Below are 20,371 nucleotides of genomic sequence, written 5' to 3'. Positions count from 1 at the left end.
CTTCCAATGCCGGACGTGGTGCCCGACGATTATCCCGACATGCCCGGCGTGCTCGCCGCGCTGTTCGCCAGCCTGTTGGATGAGGAGCCCTGGCGGGCCTTCCTCGACCGGCTGGCGGCGGCCGCCCAGGCGAACTGGACGACCCTGATTCTCACGCCCCGCGCCGCCGACCATCCCGGCATGATCCTGACCCCAGGCGCCGACCCCGGCGTGGGCCAGGATTATGTCCGCCGGCTGTTCGCGGACGATCCCTTCACCGGGCTGCCCGAGGGCAAGGTCGCGCATTTCCGTGACTTCGTGTCCGAAGCGACGCTCAGGCGCAACGCGGCCTATCGCGAGTTCCTCACGCAGACGAGCAGCGACGAGGTGCTCGGCGTCGATATCATGGGGGCGAGCCGGCTGGAGCTGCGGCTGCGCCTGACCCGCGCCGCCGACGCGCCGCCGTTCGAACCCGCCGACTTCCGCCATATGGAACGGCTGGTGCCGCATCTGCGCATTGCTCTGGCATTGTTCGAACGGCTGGCAGCGGGTGAGACGGAACAGCGCATCTATGCGGGCGCGGTCGCGCAGATGGCGGTGGGGGTGATAATCCTCGACCGGCAGGGCAAGGTGTTGCGGCTCAACGCGCCCGCCTCGACGATCCTTGCGGAAGAAGATGGCATCGCGCTGCGCCGCGGATCGATCGCGATCGCCGACGCTGACATCAGCCGACAGTTGCAAACGCGGCTGGCCGGACGCGACGATGGCGCGCCGCTGTCGCTGCGGCTGGAGCGCACATCGGGCGCCGGCGATCTGCTTCTGGTGGTCGGCAGCGCGCCGGGGCCGGATTTCGTTTCCGCCGGCGGCGGCCCCGCCGCGGTGCTGTTCCTGACCGACCCCACCCACGGCCCGCGAATTTCCGCCGACGCTGTCCGCGACCTGCTGGGGCTGACGCAGAGCGAAGCGGCCGTGACCGCGCAGCTCGCCGAAGGGCTGGCCCCCGCCGAAGTCGCCGCGCGGCTCGGCATCTCCCCCAACACGGTCCGCGCGCATCTGCGCTCGATCTTTGGCAAGACCGGGGTCAGGCGGCAGAGCCAATTGGTGCAGCTCGTCCATCATGGGCTGCGGGGCCTTTCTTCGACGGCGGGGTAACACCCCCCTCCCCGAGCATCGCCCGGGGAGGACATGCGCCCTAAAGCCCCTCCAGCGGCGGGAAGGACGACAGCAGCGCCGCGTCCACCAGTTGCGCCTGCCCGTTCACCCCCGCTGCCCGGCGCGACAGCAGGAACAGCGCCACCTCCGCGATATGCTGCGCGGAAAGCCCGCCGCGATAGTCGGGATCGGTCAGTTCCTCGGCGATCACATCGTCCTGCTGCAGCCCGTTCATCGGCGTCAGCACCATGCCGGGGCAGATCGCATTGACCCTGAGGCCCTTCGCCGCGAACGCCCGCGCCGCCGAGCGCACCAGCCCGACGAGACCGTGCTTCGAGGTCGCATAGGCGGCAGCTTCCGAAAAGCCGATCAGCCCCGCCGCCGACGCCGTCACCACGCACGCACCGCCGGGCCGCAGCCGCGCCAGCGCGAGCTGCATGCCGAGGAAGCTGCCGCGCAAATTGACCGAGATGATCCGGTCGAACAGCGCCGGGGTCACCTGGTCGAACGGGATATAGGGCTGCAGCATCCCCGCGTTGAGGAAGGCGAGATCGATGCCGCCGAACACGTCAGCCGCGGCATCATACATCGCCGCGTTGTCCGCCTCGGAAGCGATGTCGGCGGTCACCGCGGCCGCGCGGCCACCGGCCTGCTCGATCAGCGCAACCGTGGCCGCCGCCCCCTCCCCATTGAGGTCTGCGACCACCACGGCGGCGCCATCCGCGGCGAGCCGCCGGCTGGCGGCCCGGCCGATGCCGGAACCACCGCCGGTGACGAGGGCGACCTTGCCCTCGAACTGGGGGGTGCTCATTCCGCGGCCAGCGCCGCGGTCTGCTGCACACGGAAGTGCGGGATCACCTTTTCTCCAATGTTGCGGATCGTCTCCATGATCACCTCGTGCGGGATCGTGCCCATCTGGAAGAGGAACAGGATCTCGTCCGCGCCGGCATCCTGCAGCCGGGTGACGTAGCGGATGCAATCGTCGGCATTGCCATAGGCATCCTCGGCGATGGCGTAGTTGCTGGTATGCTCGTCACCTATCGAGATCTTCTCTTCGGAAAGATAGGTGACGATCGCTTCCTTGCCCTGGTTCAGCGCGGCTTCCTGCTCGGCGGCCGACAGATCGTCGGTGCTCGGCTTCGGCCCGCCCTGATACCAGTGCGCGATCGCCTCCGCGAAGAAGCGCTGGCCGCGCAGGCCGATGCGCCGCGCCTTCTCGCGATCGTCAAGCACGCAAGCCGCGCAGAAGGCGGCGAGATGCTCGGTCGGCACCACACCCACCTGATCCTCGACCTTCCGGTTGCGGAAATTCTCACGGTAGACGACGTTCTTGCGTGCGATCTCGTCGGGACCGGAGAAGCCGAGCACCAGCGCGCCGATGCCGCGCTTGCCGGCGAGCTCGAGCGTCGCTTCGCGGGTGCAGGCATAATAGAGCGGCGGATGCGGCGTCTGCAGCGGCTTGGGGTGGATCGGCCGGCGCGGGATCTTGATGTACTCGCCATCATGCTCGATCTCGTCCTGCGTCATGATCTTCGGGATCAGATACATCGATTCGTCGATCATCGGCTGCAGCGACGACAGTTCGTAGCCGAAGGTGCCGGCCTCCTGCTGGGTGCCGCCCTTGCCCATGCCGAAATGGACGCGCCCGCCCGACAGGATGTCGAGCGTCGCGATCCGCTCCGCCACCTTGACCGGATGGTTCATCGCCGGCGGCAGGCAGACGACGCCATGGCCGATGCCGATCCGCGTCGTGCGGCCGGCGATATAGGCGAGGAAGGTCTCCGGCGCCGACATATGAGCATATTGGGTGAGCGCGGTGTGCTCCACCGCCCAGACATTGTCGAAGCCCATTTCCTCGGCATAGATGACCTGGTCGACGATCTCGTTGAAGCAGGCGACTTCGGAGGCCGGCGACGGATCCGCCATCTGGGCTTCGTAGATGATCGAGAATTTCATGGCGCTCACTCTCTCCTTGGGGCCGCCTTGTCGTCGCGGCATGGGCAGAGACTAGGCGCCTGAAATCATCCCGGCATCGTCCGTTCGGACTATGCGGCGCACGAAGCGATGCTGCAGGGTGCCGACCGCAGCATGACTGCACAAAAGAGAGAGGATGAAGGATGGTCAGCCTGTCGCACCGGGGGATCTGCGTCAGCGATTTCGACGCGTCGGATCGCTTCTACCGCGAGGCACTCGATTTCGCCGAGCACCAGGATTACGGCATCATCGAAGGTCCGGACATGGACCAGACGATGGAGCTGCCGGGCGTGAAGCTGCGCGCCAAGATGCTCAAGCGCGCCGACGGCCCGATCATCGAGTTGCTCCACTTCCTCGCGCCCGCGGCAAGCGGCCCGCGCGAGAGGCGCTCGACGTTGGAATATGGCCTCGTCCACCTCTCCTTTTATGTCGACGATATCGATGCTACCGCCGCACGGATCGCCGCAGCAGGCGGCACCGTGCATGAGGAAACTCGCGCGCATTATGCGGAGAACGACACGACGATGCTCTATTGCACCGATCCGGACGGGGTGCGGATCGAACTGATGAAGGCACCGGGCGAGGCCGAGCGTTTCTCGCACAGCGGCATCTGCGTGGCGGATGTAGACGCGTCGCTGACCTATTACCGGACATTGGGGTTCGAGCCGGCCGAGAATTATGTGCTCGACCAAGGGCTCGACTGGCTCGGCGTGATCAACGAGGTGCCCGGCATCAAGCTGCGCGCGCAGATGATCCGCGACGCCGCAGGCAATACGTTGGAATTGCTCAAGGTCTATGATCCAGACAGCTTCGGTCCCCGCACCCGCAAGCCACTCAACCGCTTCGGCCTGACCCACCTCGCCTTCTGGGATCAGGAACCGAACGCGACCGCGGCGGCGCTCACCGAGCGCGGCGGCTATTTCGTCGAGGAGGCGCATGTCGTGACGCCGGTGATCGAACTGATGCACGGCGCCGATCCCGATGGCGTGCGCGTGGAGTTGATGCGGCCGGTGGGGTGATCCAGCCTGCGGCCGACTGCACGTATTCAGTCTGCAGAAACGTAAAGCCCTCTTCCGCACTTCCGCGGGAGAGGGCAATTCAGCGCAAGCCTCAACTGCTGCGCCCCTTCGGGCACTTCCGAGGCAGAACCAATCCAAAACCTACCGCCGGCTCCCCGCCTGGCTCCATTGCAGCATCGTCCCCGTCAGCGCGGCAATTGCCGGATTGCTGCCGCCGGGGCCGATGACGACGAACTGCATCGTCGGCAGCGCCGGCAGGTCCGGTGACGGCGCGATCGTGGTCAGCCCCGGTGGCAGAAGCCGCGCGGAGTGCGGCAGCAGGCCGATGCCCGCGCGCGTCGCCGCGCTCAGCCCGGTCAGGCTGCCGCTGGTGAACGCCACGCGCCATGCGCGGCCGGCGCGGTCGAGGATTTCCAGCGCGCGGCCCCGCGTCACGCTGGGCGGCGGATAGAGGATCAGTGGCAGCGGCACCTGCGGGTCGATGCGGAAATCGGGATGCGCCGCCCAGGCGATCGGCTCTTCCCACGCCAGCGTCCCGCGACGATCCCCGATCCGCCGCTTGACGAAGATCAGGTCGAGCCGGCCGGCGTCGAACGCGTCGTACAGATCCTCGCTCAGCCCCGCGCGCAGTTCGATATCCACATCGGGATGGCGGCGCGCGAAGGCGGCGAGCACGTCCGGCAGCGCCGAGAGCACGAAATCCTCTGACGCGCCCAGCCGCAGCCGCCCGCGTAGCGGCGTTCCCGCGAGATGCTGCTGCAACCGGGCATGACCATCGAGGATGCCGCGGGCATGATCGAGCAGCATCTCGCCATCCACCGTCAGCGCCATGCGGTGGGTATCCCGGTCGATGCAGCGCCGGCCGATATGCCGTTCGAGCCGGCCGATCTGCTGGCTGACCGTCGACTGCCGCACCCCCAAGGCGCGCGCCGCGCCGGTGAAGCTGCCGGCGTCGACCACGGCAACGAAGGTCTGGAGCAGATCGACGGGCACCATATCCATGCTCATCATGATATATGATGACTGATATCGCTGCCATCGCAATTGTGCATGGTCAGAAGCACGCATAGGTCGTGCGGCGCCGAAGGAGGCCGCCATGACCCTCGCGATATTCCGCTTCAAGCCCGACACCTTCCTGATGCTGCTGATCGCCACCGTCGCGTTCGCCGCGGTGCTGCCCGCGCGCGGCGCGGCGACCGCGATCGTCGGCAATGTCGTGACCGTCGCGGTGGCGGCATTGTTCCTGCTCTATGGCGCGCGGCTCGCGCCGCAGGCGATCTGGGCCGGGCTCGGCCATTGGCGGCTGCAATCGCTGGTGTTCGCCAGCACCTACATCCTCTTCCCGCTGATCGGCATCGCGGTGGGGCTGCTGGCGCGCGGCCACCTGCCTGCGGACGCCGTCGCCGGGCTGATCTTCCTGTGCCTGCTGCCGTCGACCGTGCAATCCTCGATCGCCTTCACCTCGATCGCGCGCGGCAATGTGCCCGCGGCCCTGTGCAGCGCCTCGCTCTCGAACCTGCTGGGCGTTGTGCTGACGCCGATCCTCGTCTCGCAACTGCTGCCGGTGGCGAGCGGCGGTTTCTCGCTGCAGGCCTTGCAGGATATCGCGCTCCAGATCCTGCTGCCCTTCCTCGTCGGGCAGGCGCTGCGCCCCTGGGCGGGCAAATGGCTGCTCGCGCATCCCAAGCTGACGATGGTGGTCGATCGCGGTTCGGTGCTGGTGGTGGTCTATGCCGCGTTCAGCGCGGGCATGGTCGCCGGCATCTGGCACCAGCTTTCGGTCGCGGGCATCATCGCCATCCTGGCGATCGACCTCGCGATTCTCGCGCTCGTCATCGCAATCACCACCTTCGCCAGCCGCCGCCTCAAATTCTCGAAGGAAGACGAGATCGCGACCGTCTTCTGCGGTTCCAAGAAGAGCATGGCGAGCGGCATCCCGATGGCGGCGATCCTGTTTCCGGGGCACGCGGTGGGGTTAATCGTGCTGCCGCTGATGCTGTTCCATCAGCTGCAGTTGTTCGTCTGCGCCACCCTCGCCCGCCGCTATGCGCTGCGCGGCAGTGACACGGTGGCCGACGGCACCGGCCCCGCGCTCGCCCCCGCAGCGGGCTGACAACAGCGGCTCGACATCGCCAATGGTGGTGGCACAGTGAAGCGATGAGCGCGCTGTTCCTTCTCCCCACGGCGGTGCCCGAGGATCCCGCCGTCCGCGCCTGGTTCGGGGATGGCGAGGATTCGCTGCGCAGGCTGGTCGAACCCTGGTTCGCCCGGATGCACGCACATGGCGCCGACGTGACCGAACTGATTCATGACGGCCGCCCCACCGCCTGCGTTGGCGATGCCGCCTTCGCCTATGTCGCCGCCTTCCGCGCGCATGCCGCCATCGGCTTCTTCCACGGCGCCGATCTCGACGATCCCACGCGCCTGTTCGAGGGGTCGGGCAAGCGCATGCGGCATGCGAAGCTGCACCCCGGCCTGCCCCTCGACACCGCCGCGCTTGAGGCGCTGATCGCCGCCGCCTATCGCGACATTCGCGCACGGCTCGACGCCGGGCGCTGAACCGCGCCGAAGGTCATGATGCCCGTCCTCACCCACCGCCTCGCCCAGCTCGACGACCTGCCCGCACTGCGCGCGCTGATGCAGCGCGCGATCGAGGGGCTGCAGCATGGATTCCTCACTCCCGAGCAGATCCGGGCGAGTCACAAGGTGATGGGGCTCGACACCCAGTTGGTGCGCGACCAGACCTATTTCATCGTCGAGCACGAGGGGCGGATCGCCGGCTGCGGCGGCTGGAGCTGGCGCGCGACCTTGTTCGGCGGAGACGACAGCGTCGTCGCCCGTGCCCCCGCCGCGCTCGATCCGGCGAGCGACGCCGCACGCATCCGCGCGATGTACACCGATCCCGCCTTCACCCGGCAGGGCGTCGGCAGCGCGATCATGGCGCTGTGCGAGGCCGCCGCCCGCGCGCACGGTTTTCGCCGCGCGGAGATGATGGCGACGCTCGCCGGCGTGCCGCTCTACACCGCGCGAGGCTATGCGCCGATCGAGCCCTTCACCTCCGATCCGATCGACGGCGTAACCGTGCCGTTGATCCGGATGGGGAAGGATCTCGCCTGACCGCGCGCCGCCGGAGCAGCGCGGCGTGGACCACCTCCGCCGTGCGACCATGGCCGCGACGCTCCGCGCGGAACATCTGCCCCACCCGCTTGCCATGGATCATCAGCGGCAGCCCGGCAAAGGTCAGCGGGAACAGCACCGCCATCCACGGCGTATCGCCCGCGGCGATGCAGGCGCTGCCGGCAACCGCGCTGAGCGCGAAGCCGGCGCAGCGCCAGTTGAGGTCGCGCCGCGTCATGCCCGCCCCGCCGCGGCATCATCGCCGATCACCACCCTGCCCGCACCGGCGAGCGCCGCCGAGACGATCGTCCGACGCTCGGCACGGCGGGGCCGGTGCCAGAGGATGATATCGGCGGGAAACTCGGCCTCTTCGAACAATGCCTGACGCATGTCCGCCAGCGTGAACTCGATGCCGATCGCGGGATCGTGCAACCGGGCCGCGGCGGCCCGCGCGCGGCTGACCAGCGCCGGCGAGCCATCGATACCACGGCCTTCGATCGCGGTGAAACCGAGCGACCGGGCATGGCGCACCGCCTCGATCAGCAGCGCGCCGGTGCCGCAATCCGCATCGACGATGCGCACGGCATGCCGCCCCTCCTCACGCAGCGCGGCGAGCGTCGCCGCGATGTGCGGCCAGCGCGGGTCGCTGCGCGCGGCGTGGCCACCGGGCGTGATCGACGGATGGCGCCGCACCCGCACCGCCGGCTGCTGATCCAGCATCTTGTATCTTGCAATCATGATCGGAAGCTCCGTCAGGCGGCGCGCCGACGCGCGCGCTCATCGGCCGCGAGCGGGCCGAAAGGGATCAGCGGCACCAGCGGCACCGCGGCGATCTCGACACTGGCATGATAGGTCTGGCATTCCGCTTCGGCGAAGCTCAGCGCCGCGCTGCGGGAGACGAAGCGGCCCTCCAGGCTCTTGCCGCTATCCTGCACGAGCCAGTGGCCCGCCTTGTCCTGACCGACATAGATGATCAGCCCGCGTTGGTCGGGCTCCGAACAAAATCCAGGCGACATGCATCGCACCTTCTACAAACGAGCATCAAAGCGCTCGCCCGCAGAATTACGAAGCTCGCCATAGCGTTTCGAGATCGATTGGCACGAACCGCATAATGGCCGCATAGCATTGCCCTCGGCCCGTCGCTTCTGGCCTCGATTCGTCGATGCGGCGCCGTCAGAATTGGATCGTCAGCCGCCCCGTGTAGTCGCCATCCGCCGTTGCGGGTTCGCCCGCAGGGCCGGTGAGTTCGGCCGCCTGCCCCTTGGCGCCCATCGCCGGGATCGCGTGAAGGAAGCCGAAGTCGCTTGCCGGGAAATCGACCGTGGTCGTCGGGAAATCGGCCAGCCGCGCACCCAGTTGCAGATAGCGGGCGCCCTCGTTGGCGATGGTCAGGGTACCGCCGCTGGTGCCGAGCCGCACCCAGCGCGGGTCGGCGAAATAGCCGGCATGTGCGGCATCCGGCAGGTCCGACGCGGCGCCCCCCGGAATGCCAACGATGTCGTACACACCCAGCACCGGGCCACGCAGCCGGTTTTGCCAGACCGGAGACGGGCCGCGTGCCAGCGCACGGGCGTTGCGGATCTCGCCCCCCGGCCGGTCGAAGCCGATGCCGTGGTAGAGGAAGCGACCGCTCAACCGATAGCGATACTCGAGCGTCAGTCTGCCATCCGCCGCCATCGTCCAGCGCGCGCTGTCGAGCCCGCCGGCGTTGCGCGTCTCGATCCAGGCGATCGCGCGGCCGGTGGCGGGATCGCGGCCGGTGCCGCTGCTGATCGCCGGTGCGGCGGCCGCTTTGGGCAGCGCGAACCGCTCCGCCTCACCTGCCAGCTTCACTGAGCGGATCGTCGGGGTCGCGCGCACGCCGGTAACGTTGGTCAGCCGCACCGCGCGCACCGTCTGCGGCGGGAAGGCATAGGTCTGGCCATCGCGTGCGACGCGCGCGCCATCATAAACGGTGCGCCAGTTCTGCAGGTCGGACGAGATTTCGAGGCGAAAGCCCGCCCAGCCATCCTGCTCGGCGATGCCGGTATCGATGCTCGCGATGTTGGCGAGCATCGGTTGCGGAAGCATGTAGACGCCGTCCCGGCCCGGCTGTGCGTCAACCCAGGCCGGCTCCGCCGTAGACTTGGGCCGCGCGATCACAAGGTGTGGACCGGCGGCGAAGCTGTGCTGGCGGCTGCCATTGCCCAGCCCCGTCAGCAGGCCGTTAGCGGGATCGAAGGACGCACTCACCGCCCCCACCTGCAGTCGCAGCGCGGCACCGTCCTTGACGATGCGCGGCTCGCCGCGCGACGGTGCCGGGGCGGCGGCGGGCTTGTCGGCCGTCGGCCACACCCACGTCCACAGCGTCTCCGCGCCGCGCCGCGCGGTCAGGCGGAGCGCATCCGCACGCTTGCCGGCGGCCAAAGGCGGTACGCTCAGCGTGCCGGCGGCGTGTGGCGCCACCGCAGGCCCCTTCAGGTCGGCCGCCGCGATCACCCGCGCCACGGTGCCGCGCGCGCTGGGCCCGGCAAAATCAACCCACTCATAGCGGAAGCTGAGTTGGTCGAGCGCGGTGAAGTCATGGTCGTTACGTACGGCAAGACGGCCATCGAAACCGGCATCGAGCCGCGGCGCGGCGATCTGTACGGGCGACCAGACCTCCTTGACGGTATACCAGCTCGGCTCCTTCTCCAGATGCGGACCGACGATGCCGTCGGGCGCATAGGCCGCATAGGTGTCTATACGTCCGCCCTGATCGGTGCGGGCGATGCCCTCGTCCGCATAGTTCCACAGGAAGCCGCCAGCCCCGCGTGGCGAGGTGGTGATCGCGCCCCAATAATCGTCGAGCCCCGCTCCGCCACCGCCGTCGAACAGCCCGTGGAGAAATTCGGTGGGCATCACCAGCATCGGACCCGCCAGCCGGCGCTGGAGATCCGGGTAGCGCGGATAATGTTTGGTATCGATGCCGCCGAACGCCTCCCAGGGGTGGAGAACGCGGCGGCGCTGCGGGTCATAGAGCGCGAAATCGCCGTCGAGCTCGCGGTTCCAGCCGCCCTCATTGCCGTTGGTCCACAGCACTATGCTGGGATGGTTGACGTCGCGCTCGACCAGTTCGCGGATCAGCTTGCGGCCAACCTCGGTGCCATGCGCATGCTGCCAGCCGCTGAGTTCGTCGATCACATAGAGGCCGAGTTCGTCCGCCGCGTCGAGGAACGATTCTTCCGGCGAATAATGCGACATGCGCACCGCGTTCATGTTGAGCGCGCGCAGGCTGCGGACGTCGGCATAAGCATCGGCGCGCGAGATCGCGCGCCCGGTCTCGGGCCGAAAGCTGTGGCGGTTGACGCCCTTCAGCAGGATGCGCTGGCCGTTGAGGAACAGCCCCTCGCCGTCGCGCACTTCGAAGGTACGGAAGCCGAAGCGGCGGGTGACATGGTGAACCGCTGTCTCCCCTTCGAACAAGGTGACGTCGAGCGTATAGAGGCGCGGCGTTTCGGCAGTCCACAACGCGGGGTGATCGACCTGCCCCTGCAACCGCACCGCGCCCGCCCCCCCGGCGGGGATGATCGTCTCGAACGGCCGCCCGACCGGCTTGCCGTCCGCGCCCAGCACCTGCCCGACGACGCGCGTGACCGTCCGCGGGGCGGCAAGCGCCACGTCCGCGCTGAGCGCGCCGCTCGCCTGCGCGTCGATTGCGACATGGGCAATCGCCTGCGCGGGCGCCGCTTCGATCCAGACCGGGCGGTATATGCCGCCGAATACCCAGTAATCGCCATGCCGCTCGGCGACGTCGGTATCGCGCGCGGCAGAGGCTTCGCTGACCTCCACCTCCAGCCGGTTTTGTTCGCCCGGCTTCACCAATGCGGTGATATCATGGCTGAAGCGGTTGAAGCCGCCCTGATGAACCGGCCCGGCAACCGCGCCGTTCACCTTGACCAGCGCGTCGGTCATAACGCCATCGAAGACGATGCGGATCGTGCGCCCCTTCCATGCCGCCGGCACGGTGAAGCCGCGGCTATAGACCGCGCGGTCGCTGGCGCGCGGGCCCTTATCATAGCCATATTGATAATGGCCGAAGCCCTGCTGCTGCCAGTTCGAGGGCACCGGGATCCGACTCTTCTCTCCCGCCTTGCGGCCGCCGTCGATCAGGAAATCCCAAAGCACCGCATCGTCTGGGCCCTCGCCCGACAGCATCTGCTTTTCTGTTTCCGGTCCCGCGGCCTGGGCGGCGACAGCAATCGGGAGCCATGCCACCATCATCGCTGCCCGCAACAGCGCCACGCTCGACCGTCTTGACATGCGCCACCGGCTCATCGTTCTCGCCCCTCCCCCGTCATGAAGCGCTCTCCGCCATCATGCGGATATTCATCCCATATATTGACGAAGCTAACGAACGACGCTGGTCACGTCCAGTCTATCGATGGCAAAGCATGGTCGTCATTCGCGACCTCGGTCTGCTCAACTACGCAATTCGCTTAGTTGCGACGGTGCCAATGCATAGTCGAGTTGGTCCATCCGGCATTGGCTCGGCGCCTTGTCAGGCCGCCACCGTTCCAGTGCCGTGCCGTGGCGGAAGCGCTGTCCCGTCACTTGGTCGAAGCCGACCTCAACGACCAGTTCGGCCCGCAATGGGTGCCATTCGCTCTCACGGCCATTGTTCCAGCGGCTGGGGCCACCCGGTGCCTTGCCGGTGAAGCCCGGTGGCTCGATCAGCGCCTCCAATTGCTTCGTCAGCGCCGTTCGATTCTCCTTGCCCAATGCGGAGGTGAAGCCAACATGGTTCAGCCTGTCCTCGTCATCATAGAGGCCGAGCAGTAGCGATCCGACGATCTTCTTGTCCTTCGCATAGCGGAACCCGCCTACCACGCAGTCGGCGCTGCGATGCTGTTTCACTTTTAGCATCGCCCGCTCACCCGGCTGATATGGCGCATCGAGCGGCTTCGCGATGACCCCGTCCAGCGCGCCGCCGCTTGCGGCGAGCCACGCCTCAGCCGCTCTAAGGTCCCGGCTGTGCGGCGAGAGCAGCAGGGTTGCATTGCCTTCGTGGCGGTGGAAGGCTTCCAGCGCTGCCCGACGGTCCGCCAGCGGTCGATCGATCAAGGCGGTGCCATCAACCGCAAGCGCATCGAACAGCATCAGTTGCGCTGGCGTCTGCGCCGCAAGCTTGCGAATGCGGCTTTCGGCAGGATGCAGCCGCGCCTGAAGGGCATCGAACGACAGAACCCCGTCCAGCGGCAGGATCAATTCAGCGTCGAGAACAAACGCCTTGGTCTTCGTCGCTGCCAACGTCGCGACGATCTCGGGAAAGTAGCGGTCGAGCGGCTTACCGGATTTGGACATGATCGACACCGCCTCGCCTTTGCGAGCGATGATCGCGCGAAAGCCGTCCCACTTCGGTTCATATTGCCAGCCCGGTTCGTCGGGCAGCGTGGCCACCAGGCGCGCTTCCATCGGGACCGTGTCGGCAAGCGGGTGCGTCTTGACCATCTCGATCACCAGACGCCAATGCATCGCGATCGTTCCGATCATCGTAACGATCGCACGCAGCGTCCGAGAAATTCGCTGTCCGCATTGATCCCTGGGCGCTGCACCGCGTTGTCCCCCGCTTGAGACCTGATGGGAGCCTTTGATCAATGACCAATGCCGCCGCCGTTCCAGCCGCAGCAAGCCGGACGGATGCCGCGCGCCAGTTCCAGGCCATGGTGGACGAAAGCCTCGTCTGGCTTTCGGACAACTGGTTGCGAATCCTGATCGCGGCCGCCGCGGCGGCGATCATCGTGTTGCTGTTGCGGGCCGCGCGATCATGGGGCGCGAAGCTGTGCACCCGGCGCGAGACTGGCAATGGCTGGCTGCGCATTGCCGGCGCGACTATCGGCAAGACGACCAACTTCTTCATCATCATGGCGGCCGCAAAGCTGGTGGCCGGCTATGCCGACCTGCCGCCTTTGCTCGATCGCACGATCGGCTTCCTGTTCACCGTCTCCGCCGCCTTCCAGGCAGCGATCTGGGCGCGCGAGTTCATTCTCGGCGCGATTGAGCGCCGAACCCAGTCCGACACCTATCATGGCGAAGCGCTGCTCAACGCGATGGGGTTGATCCGCCTGCTGATCAGTTGCGTGGTCTTCGCGATCGCGCTGGTCGTGGTGCTCGACAATCTCGGCGTCAACGTTACCGGTCTCGTCGCGGGCCTGGGCGTCGGCGGCATCGCGATCGGCCTCGCCGCACAGGGCATCTTCGCCGATCTGTTCGCGGCTCTGGCGATCATCTTCGATCGCCCGTTCCGCCGCGGCGACAATATCCAGTTCGGCACCAGCAGCGGCACCATCGAGGAGATCGGACTCAAATCCACCCGGATCCGCGCGTTCAGCGGCGAGGAGCGGATCATCTCCAACAAGTCGCTGCTCGACAAGGAAATCCTCAACACCACGCGCCGCAACCATATCCGCATCGCGATGCCGATGCTGATCTCCTACCGCACGCCGCCCGAACTGCTCGAAAGGCTGCCGGCGATGGTCAGCGAGATCGTGACCGCGCAGGGCGCTACCCCGGCTCGATCGGGTTTCGGCGGGCTGAAGGACAGCGCCATCGGCTTCGATCTGGAAGTCGACTTTCCCGGCACCGATTGGGGCGCGGCCCATGCCGGCCGCGACCGCATCATCGTCGCGCTGCTCCGCCGCTTCGACGAGGAAGGCATCGAGATCGGCCTGCCGGCGCAGACCAGCTATATCGCCGGCCTGCCCGAAGCCCCCGCGGTCGCGCTGCGCACCGCCAAGGGCGCCAACAACGGCAGCCTGACCAAGCATCACAGTTGAACCCAATCGTCGAATGCCGCAGGGAAACGCGGTCATAGGGTGGAGGCAATGTTGGTTCAGATTGTCGAGACGGTAGCGTTTGACGACCAGAAGCCGGGCACGTCGGGCCTGCGGAAGAAAGTCCGCGTGTTCCAGCAGCCGAACTATGCCGAGAATTTCGTGCAGTCGGTGTTCGACTCGCTCGAAGGCTATGCCGGCAAGACGCTGGTCGTGGGCGGCGACGGCCGTTTCCTCAACCGCGAGGTGATCCAACTCGTGCTGCGCATGGCCGCGGCGAACGGCTTCGGCCGGGTGATCGTCGGCCAGGGCGGAATCCTCTCTACCCCCGCCGCCAGTCATGTGATCCGCAAATATGGCGCGTTCGGCGGCCTGGTCCTCTCCGCCAGCCATAACCCAGGCGGGCCGGACGAGGATTTCGGGATCAAATACAATATCGGCAATGGCGGCCCCGCGCCGGAAAGCGTCACCGATGCGATCCATGCGCGCTCGCTGACCATCACCAGCTATAAGACGGTCGACACGCCTGATGTCGATCTCGACGCGATCGGCACCCAGAACGTGGCCGGTATGGCGGTAGAGGTGATCGATCCGGTCACCGACTATGCCGAGTTGATGGAGACATTGTTCGACTTCGACGCGATCCGCGCGCTGCTCGGCACAGGCTTCACGATCAGCTTCGATGCAATGAGCGCGGTCACCGGGCCCTATGCCACCGAGATTTTCGAGCGGCGGCTGGGCGCGCCCGCGGGCACAGTTGTCAACGGCACCCCCCTGCCCGACTTCGGCCACCATCATCCCGATCCCAACCTCGTCCACGCCAAGGATCTTTACGATCGGCTGATGCAGGCGGACGGCCCCGATTTCGGCGCCGCTTCGGACGGCGACGGCGATCGCAACCTGATCATCGGCAAGCAGCGCTATGTGACGCCCTCGGATTCACTCGCGGTGCTGGCCGCGAACGCGCATCTGGCGCCCGGCTATGCCTCCGGCCTCGCCGGCATCGCGCGCTCGATGCCGACCAGCGGTGCGGCCGATCGCGTCGCCGCGGCGCTCGGCATCCCGCTCTACGAGACGCCGACCGGCTGGAAATTCTTCGGCAACCTGCTCGATGCCGGCTTGGCGACGATCTGCGGCGAGGAAAGCGCCGGCACCGGATCCAACCATGTCCGCGAGAAGGACGGGATCTGGGCGGTGCTGCTGTGGCTCAACATCCTCGCGGTGCGGCGCGAATCGGTCGCGGCGATCATGGCGGACCATTGGGCGCGCTACGGCCGCAACTATTATGCCCGCCACGATTATGAGGCGATCGCCACCGACCGCGCCAACGCACTGATGGCGAAGCTGCGCGACAGTCTGGCAACCTTGGCCGGCACCGAAACGCCTTCAGGCGCGGTGCAGGCCGCCGATGATTTCAGCTATACCGACCCCACCGACGGCTCGGTCAGCGCGAAGCAGGGCGTGCGCATATTGTTCGCCGAGGGCTCACGCCTCGTCTTCCGCCTGTCCGGCACCGGCACGCAGGGTGCGACCTTGCGGCTCTATATCGAGCGCTACGAGCCGGCCGGCGGCGATCTCGGGCTCGAACCGGCCGAGGCGCTCGCACCGCTGATCGCCGCGGCCGAGCAGCTTGCGTCGATCCGCGACTTCACCGGCATGGACGAGCCGAGCGTCATCACCTGATCGGAAGAAAAAAGGGCCGCCTCCCTGTCCGGAAGGCGGCCCCTTCATCGTTCAGGCCACGCGATTACAGCACATATTTGCTGAGATCGGTGTTCCGCGCGATCGCGCCGAGCTGCGTCTCGACATAGGAACGGTCCACGACCAGCTTCGAACCGCGGCGATCCTCCGCCTCGAAGCTGATCTCTTCGAGCAGCTTTTCCATCACCGTCGCAAGGCGGCGGGCGCCGATATTCTCGACCTCGCCATTCACCTCGGCGGCGATGCGCGCGATCGCGGCGATGCCATCGTCGGTGAAGTCGATCTCGACGCCCTCGGTGCCGATCAGCGCACGATACTGCTCGGTCAGCGACGCGCGCGTTTCCTGCAGAATGCGGACGAAATCGGCCTCGGTCAGCGCCTTCAGCTCCACCCGGATCGGCAGGCGGCCCTGCAGTTCGGGCAGCAGGTCGCTCGGCTTCGCGACATGGAACGCGCCCGAGGCGATGAACAGCACATGGTCCGTCTTCATCGGCCCATATTTGGTCGCCACGGTCGTGCCCTCGATCAGCGGCAGCAGATCACGCTGCACGCCCTCGCGGCTCACCGATCCGCCGCGCACGTCGCTGACCGCGATCTTGTCGATCTCGTCGAGGAAGACGATGCCGTTGGCTTCGGCGTCGGCCAGCGCGACGCGGCTGACCTCATCCTCGTCGAGGCGCTTGTCCGCCTCTTCCTCCACCAGCTTCGCCCAGGCCGCGGAAACCGGCATCTTGCGGCGCTTGGCCTTGCCGCCGGTCAGCTTGCCCATCATGTCCGACAGGTTGATCATCCCGACCTGGCCGCCCATGCCGGGGATCTCGAACGGCGCGCCGCCATTGTCGGAGACCTCGATCTCGATCTCCTTCTCGTCGAGATGGCCATCCTCGAAGCGCTGGCGGAAGGCGGTGCGCGTCGCTTCGCTGGCATCCTTGCCGACGAGTGCGTCGAGCAGGCGCGCCATCGCGGCCTCCTCCGCCTTGTCCTTCACCGCCAGCCGGCGCCGTTCCTTCTCGAGCCGCACCGCTTCCTCGACGAGGTCGCGCGCGATCTGCTCCACGTCGCGGCCGACATAGCCGACCTCGGTGAACTTGGTGGCTTCCACCTTGACGAAGGGCGCATCGGCGAGCCGCGCGAGGCGGCGGCTGATCTCGGTCTTGCCGCAGCCGGTGGGCCCGATCATCAGGATGTTCTTGGGGCTCACCTCGTCGCGCAGTTCGGGCGCCAGCTTCTGGCGCCGCCAGCGGTTGCGCATGGCGACCGCCACCGCGCGCTTGGCATCCTGCTGGCCGACGATGTGCGCGTCGAGCGCAGCGACAATGGCCTTGGGGGTAAGATCGTCGTTCATGTTCTGGTCTTTCTCCACTCCCGGTCGCGGGAGGAGCGTTTGAAATCAGGCTGCGGCGTCGAGGGTTTCGAGCGTAAGCTGATCATTGGTGTAGACGCACAGGTCCGCGGCGATCTTCATCGCCTTGCGGCAGATCGTCTCGGCGTCGCTTTCATATTCATTGAGGCCGCGCGCGGCGGCGAGTGCGAAATTGCCGCCCGACCCGATCGCAGCGATGCCCTCGACGGGCTCAAGCACGTCACCATTGCCGGTGAGGATCAACGTCACATCCTTGTCGGCGACGATCATCATCGCTTCGAGGTTGCGCAGATACTTGTCCGTTCGCCAATCCTTGGCGAGCTCGACCGCGGCGCGCAGCAGCTGGCCGTGATGCTGTTCCAGCTTGCGCTCGAGCCGTTCGAACAAGGTGAAGGCATCCGCGGTCGCGCCCGCAAAACCGCCGATCACGCTGCCGTCATGCAGCCGCCGGACCTTGCGCGCATTGGGTTTCATCACGGTCTGTCCCATCGAGACCTGACCGTCGCCCGCCACCACGACCTTGCCGCCCTTGCGGACCGAGAGAATCGTGGTGCCGTGCCATTTGGGTAATTCGCTCATTGCCGTCCCGCTATTGTAGGTGGGCGCCATATGGGAAGCGTGCCGCCGTCCCGCAATCGCACCCCACGGAGAGAGACGCGCTCAGCCGCGCGCGGCGCGGAACGCGGCGAGTCCGCCGGCAAGATCCGCGATCAGGTCGTCGGCATCCTCCAGCCCGACATGCAGCCGCACGAGCGGGCCCGTGCCCTGCCATTTGGCGGCGGTGCGTACCGGATCGGCGGGCACCGCGAGGCTTTCGAACCCGCCCCAGCTATAACCGATGCCGAACAGCTCCAGCGCGTCGATCAACGCCGCGCGCTCCGCCTCGCCGCCGCCGTTCAGCTCGAACGCGAACAGGCCCGACGCACCCTTGAAGTCGCGCGCCCACAACTCGTGGCCCAGGCAGTCGGGCAGCGCGGGGTGGAGTACGCGCGTCACCTCCGGCTGCTCCGCCAGCCAGCGCGCCACCTCCAGGCCATTCTCGTGATGCCGAGTCAGCCGCACGTCCATCGTCCGCAAGCCGCGCGCACCGAGATAGGCATCGTCGGGGCTGACGCACTGGCCGAAGCCATAGGTGGTCGCGCGCAGCGCCTCCCAATAGCCAGGCGTCGCGGTCACCGATCCGAGCATCACATCGCTGTGTCCGACGACATATTTGGTGCAGGCGAGGATGGTGAGATCGATGCCGTGCACCATCGCCGGGAAGAACAGCGGCGTCGCCCAGGTGTTGTCGAGCAAGGTCACCAGACCGCGCGCCTTCGCCGCGGCGACGATCGCCGGCACATCCTGCACCTCGAAGGTCAGGCTGCCGGGACTCTCCATGAACACCGCGCGGGTGCGCTCGCCGATCAGCGCGAAGATGCCCGCGCCGATCATCGGGTCGTAATAGCGCGTGGTGATGCCGAACGCCTTGAGCTGTTTCGCGCAGAACGCCCGCGTCGGCCCGTAGGTGCTGTCGACCATCAGCAGTTCGTCACCGGGCTTGAGCACGCTGAGCAGCGCCATCGTCACCGCCGCCACGCCCGACGGGTAGAGCAAGGTGCCGGCAGCGCCCGGCTCCAGCGCGGTCAGCGCGTCCGCCAGCGACCATTGCGTCGGCGTGCCGCGGCGACCGTAATAAAGGCGGTGGTGGGTATCGTCGCCCACCGCGCGCATCTCGGCCATATCCTCGTAGAGGATCGTCGAGGCGCGCCACACCGGCACGTTGACGATCCCCTGCGTCCACTCGCTGCGGCGCCCAGCCGCCACCAATTGCGTCGCGGGGCGCCGCTTAATCTCATTGCCGTCGGTCATGCGGTGCCGGTCGCCTTGGGCGTCGAGGGATCGGCGCCCCATTCGGACCAGCTGCCGTCGTAGAGCCCGACGTCGGTCTTGCCGAGCAGATGCGCGCCGAACAGCACGATCGCGGCGGTGATGCCGCTGCCGCAGGTGGTGATCATCGGCTTGTCGAGGTTGACGCCGGCGTCAGTGAAGGCAGCGCGCAGCGCGTCACCCTGCTTCCAGGTGCCGTCCGCGTCGAACAGCCGGCTGTAGGGCAGGTTCTTCGAACCCGGAATGTGCCCGGAGGCGACACCAGCGCGGGTTTCCGGCTCCTCGCCGGTGAAGCGGCTGGAACTGCGCGCATCCACCACTTCATTCACCTCATGGCCGAGATTGGCGAGCAGATCTGCCTTGCTGCGAGCCGCCTTCTCATCCTGCCAGACGGTGAAGTGACGGTGACGCACCGCGGGCTTGCCGCTTTCCAGCGCGCGCCCTTCCGCCTTCCACTTGGCCAGCCCGCCGTCGAGGATGGCGACATCGTGCGAGCCGAAAATCTTGAGCATCCACCACGCACGCGCCGCCGTCTTCCAAGGGCTGTTGTCGTAGACGATGATGCGGCTGCCATCGCCCAGCCCCAGCGCCTGCATGCGGCTGGCGAATTTTTCGGCCGGCGGCAGCATCGAGGGCAGCGGATTGTTGGTGTCGCGCAGTTCGGCGAGGTTGAAATAGACCGCGCCGGGAACGTGCTCCGCCTCATACTCGGCGGCGGGATCGCGTCCCGATTCCGGCAGCACCAGGGTTGCGTCGACGATCCTGAGGTCCGGCGCCCCGATCTCTCCGGCGAGCCATTCGGTGGAAACCAGCGCGTCCATCTTCATCTCCCTGCTGCCTTTCGGTCGATCTAGTCGGTGGCCGAATTGAGGGAAAGGGCCTTAAGCCCTATAGGGGCGAACATGCAGACCACCCATCTCGGGCAGACGTCGACGCTTCCGCAGAGCCCGGAAGCCGCGACGCTCGACTATGTGCCCAATCCGCGGCCCGGCCGCCCCTATCTCGTGCGCTTCACCGCGCCCGAATTCACCTCGCTGTGCCCGGTCACCGGCCAGCCCGATTTCGCGCATCTCGTGATCGATTATGCCCCGGCGGAAACCATCGTCGAATCCAAGTCGCTCAAGCTGTTCCTCGGCGCGTTCCGCAACCATGCGGCGTTCCATGAGGATTGCACCGTCGGCATCGGAGAGCGGCTGTTCGCCGAGATGAAGCCGGTCTGGCTGCGTATCGGCGGCTATTGGTATCCACGCGGCGGCATTCCGATCGACGTGTTCTGGCAGTCGGGCGAACCGCCGCAGGGCATGTGGCTGCCGCCGCAGGACGTGCCGGGCTATCGCGGCCGCGGCTGATCCTTCGTCGGTCGATCACCATCTTTCGACCGGTGGCGTTGCCGCGATGCGGCGCAA

General features: G+C 67.1%; 20 protein-coding genes. 8 read left to right on the top strand and 12 right to left on the bottom strand.

What is annotated here, in order from left to right:
- The first annotated feature begins 18 nt into the window (after nt 1-18).
- Nucleotides 19-1,131, top strand: a complete 1,113-nt coding sequence (locus FHS96_RS04305) for a helix-turn-helix transcriptional regulator (protein ID WP_429588169.1) — start codon at nt 19-21, stop codon at nt 1,129-1,131.
- Between the two features lie 40 nt (nt 1,132-1,171).
- On the opposite strand, the gene FHS96_RS04300 is transcribed toward FHS96_RS04305, so the two are convergent.
- Complete coding sequence (locus tag FHS96_RS04300; protein ID WP_429588167.1) at nt 1,172-1,942, bottom strand: SDR family NAD(P)-dependent oxidoreductase; 771 nt, start codon at nt 1,940-1,942, stop codon at nt 1,172-1,174.
- Nucleotides 1,939-3,087: an LLM class flavin-dependent oxidoreductase gene (locus FHS96_RS04295; RefSeq protein ID WP_429588165.1), complete on the bottom strand. Its 1,149-nt coding sequence runs from the start codon at nt 3,085-3,087 to the stop codon at nt 1,939-1,941. The genes FHS96_RS04300 and FHS96_RS04295 overlap by 4 nt, the downstream gene beginning before the upstream one ends.
- 161 nt (nt 3,088-3,248) lie before the next feature.
- On the opposite strand from FHS96_RS04295, the gene FHS96_RS04290 reads away from it, so the two are divergent.
- Complete coding sequence (locus FHS96_RS04290; RefSeq protein ID WP_429588163.1) at nt 3,249-4,124, top strand: VOC family protein; 876 nt, start codon at nt 3,249-3,251, stop codon at nt 4,122-4,124.
- A gap of 141 nt (nt 4,125-4,265) precedes the next feature.
- On the opposite strand, the gene FHS96_RS04285 is transcribed toward FHS96_RS04290, so the two are convergent.
- Entirely contained in the window at nt 4,266-5,135 is an 870-nt protein-coding gene (locus FHS96_RS04285; RefSeq protein ID WP_429588162.1) for a LysR family transcriptional regulator, read from the bottom strand.
- Between the two features lie 85 nt (nt 5,136-5,220).
- Between FHS96_RS04285 and FHS96_RS04280 the strand changes: the two genes are divergently transcribed.
- Genes FHS96_RS04280 through FHS96_RS04270 form a run of 3 tightly spaced genes read left to right on the top strand, consistent with a single transcriptional unit; the run spans nt 5,221 to nt 7,241 of the window.
- Nucleotides 5,221-6,237: a bile acid:sodium symporter family protein gene (locus FHS96_RS04280; RefSeq protein WP_429588160.1), complete on the top strand. Its 1,017-nt coding sequence runs from the start codon at nt 5,221-5,223 to the stop codon at nt 6,235-6,237.
- A gap of 44 nt (nt 6,238-6,281) precedes the next feature.
- Entirely contained in the window at nt 6,282-6,683 is a 402-nt protein-coding gene (locus FHS96_RS04275; protein ID WP_429588159.1) for a DUF1801 domain-containing protein, read from the top strand.
- 18 nt (nt 6,684-6,701) lie between these two features.
- Nucleotides 6,702-7,241 (top strand): GNAT family N-acetyltransferase, encoded by a 540-nt coding sequence (locus tag FHS96_RS04270; RefSeq protein ID WP_429588158.1) that lies wholly within the window; start codon nt 6,702-6,704, stop codon nt 7,239-7,241.
- On the opposite strand, the gene FHS96_RS04265 is transcribed toward FHS96_RS04270, so the two are convergent.
- The 5 genes from FHS96_RS04265 to FHS96_RS04245 all read right to left on the bottom strand — a co-directional run bounded on the left by FHS96_RS04265 (nt 7,177) and on the right by FHS96_RS04245 (nt 12,752).
- Nucleotides 7,177-7,479 (bottom strand): hypothetical protein, encoded by a 303-nt coding sequence (locus FHS96_RS04265; protein WP_429588157.1) that lies wholly within the window; start codon nt 7,477-7,479, stop codon nt 7,177-7,179. The two genes, FHS96_RS04270 and FHS96_RS04265, sit on opposite strands and share 65 nt — an antisense overlap.
- Entirely contained in the window at nt 7,476-7,979 is a 504-nt protein-coding gene (locus tag FHS96_RS04260; RefSeq protein ID WP_429588156.1) for a class I SAM-dependent methyltransferase, read from the bottom strand. The genes FHS96_RS04265 and FHS96_RS04260 overlap by 4 nt, the downstream gene beginning before the upstream one ends.
- A 14-nt stretch (nt 7,980-7,993) precedes the next feature.
- Complete coding sequence (locus FHS96_RS04255) at nt 7,994-8,257, bottom strand: hypothetical protein (protein WP_429588155.1); 264 nt, start codon at nt 8,255-8,257, stop codon at nt 7,994-7,996.
- Between the two features lie 157 nt (nt 8,258-8,414).
- The gene (locus FHS96_RS04250; RefSeq protein WP_429588154.1) at nt 8,415-11,522 is read right to left on the bottom strand and encodes a glycoside hydrolase family 2 protein; all 3,108 of its coding nucleotides are present in this window, start codon (nt 11,520-11,522) and stop codon (nt 8,415-8,417) included.
- A gap of 159 nt (nt 11,523-11,681) precedes the next feature.
- On the bottom strand, nt 11,682-12,752 hold the full coding sequence (locus FHS96_RS04245) for an ATP-dependent DNA ligase (protein WP_429588153.1): 1,071 nt from the start codon (nt 12,750-12,752) through the stop codon (nt 11,682-11,684).
- Nucleotides 12,753-12,856: 104 nt separating this feature from the next.
- On the opposite strand from FHS96_RS04245, the gene FHS96_RS04240 reads away from it, so the two are divergent.
- Complete coding sequence (locus tag FHS96_RS04240) at nt 12,857-14,035, top strand: mechanosensitive ion channel family protein (protein ID WP_429588152.1); 1,179 nt, start codon at nt 12,857-12,859, stop codon at nt 14,033-14,035.
- A gap of 51 nt (nt 14,036-14,086) precedes the next feature.
- Nucleotides 14,087-15,715 carry an alpha-D-glucose phosphate-specific phosphoglucomutase gene (locus FHS96_RS04235; RefSeq protein WP_429589610.1) on the top strand — a complete coding sequence of 543 codons (1,629 nt, stop codon included), beginning with the start codon at nt 14,087-14,089 and terminating at the stop codon, nt 15,713-15,715.
- A gap of 64 nt (nt 15,716-15,779) precedes the next feature.
- Here FHS96_RS04235 and hslU read toward each other — a convergent pair whose 3' ends face one another.
- From hslU to sseA, 4 genes are all read right to left on the bottom strand, one after another.
- On the bottom strand, nt 15,780-17,078 hold the full coding sequence (gene hslU, locus FHS96_RS04230) for an ATP-dependent protease ATPase subunit HslU (protein ID WP_429588151.1): 1,299 nt from the start codon (nt 17,076-17,078) through the stop codon (nt 15,780-15,782).
- Between the two features lie 45 nt (nt 17,079-17,123).
- Nucleotides 17,124-17,675: an ATP-dependent protease subunit HslV gene (hslV, locus tag FHS96_RS04225; RefSeq protein ID WP_429588150.1), complete on the bottom strand. Its 552-nt coding sequence runs from the start codon at nt 17,673-17,675 to the stop codon at nt 17,124-17,126.
- Nucleotides 17,676-17,756: 81 nt separating this feature from the next.
- Nucleotides 17,757-18,947 carry a cystathionine beta-lyase gene (metC, locus tag FHS96_RS04220; RefSeq protein WP_429588149.1) on the bottom strand — a complete coding sequence of 397 codons (1,191 nt, stop codon included), beginning with the start codon at nt 18,945-18,947 and terminating at the stop codon, nt 17,757-17,759.
- On the bottom strand, nt 18,944-19,786 hold the full coding sequence (gene sseA / locus FHS96_RS04215; protein ID WP_429588148.1) for a 3-mercaptopyruvate sulfurtransferase: 843 nt from the start codon (nt 19,784-19,786) through the stop codon (nt 18,944-18,946). The genes metC and sseA overlap by 4 nt, the downstream gene beginning before the upstream one ends.
- 81 nt (nt 19,787-19,867) lie before the next feature.
- On the opposite strand from sseA, the gene queF reads away from it, so the two are divergent.
- Nucleotides 19,868-20,314 carry a preQ(1) synthase gene (gene queF, locus FHS96_RS04210; protein WP_429588147.1) on the top strand — a complete coding sequence of 149 codons (447 nt, stop codon included), beginning with the start codon at nt 19,868-19,870 and terminating at the stop codon, nt 20,312-20,314.
- The last annotated feature ends 57 nt before the right edge of the window (nt 20,315-20,371 follow it).

It is taken from the genome of Sphingomonas zeicaulis (assembly GCF_050433225.1).
GTDB classification, from domain to species: Bacteria; Pseudomonadota; Alphaproteobacteria; order Sphingomonadales; family Sphingomonadaceae; genus Sphingomonas_D; species Sphingomonas_D zeicaulis.
Note: the sequence above shows the minus strand (reverse complement) of the source record. Positions and strands in the feature narration are given on the sequence as shown.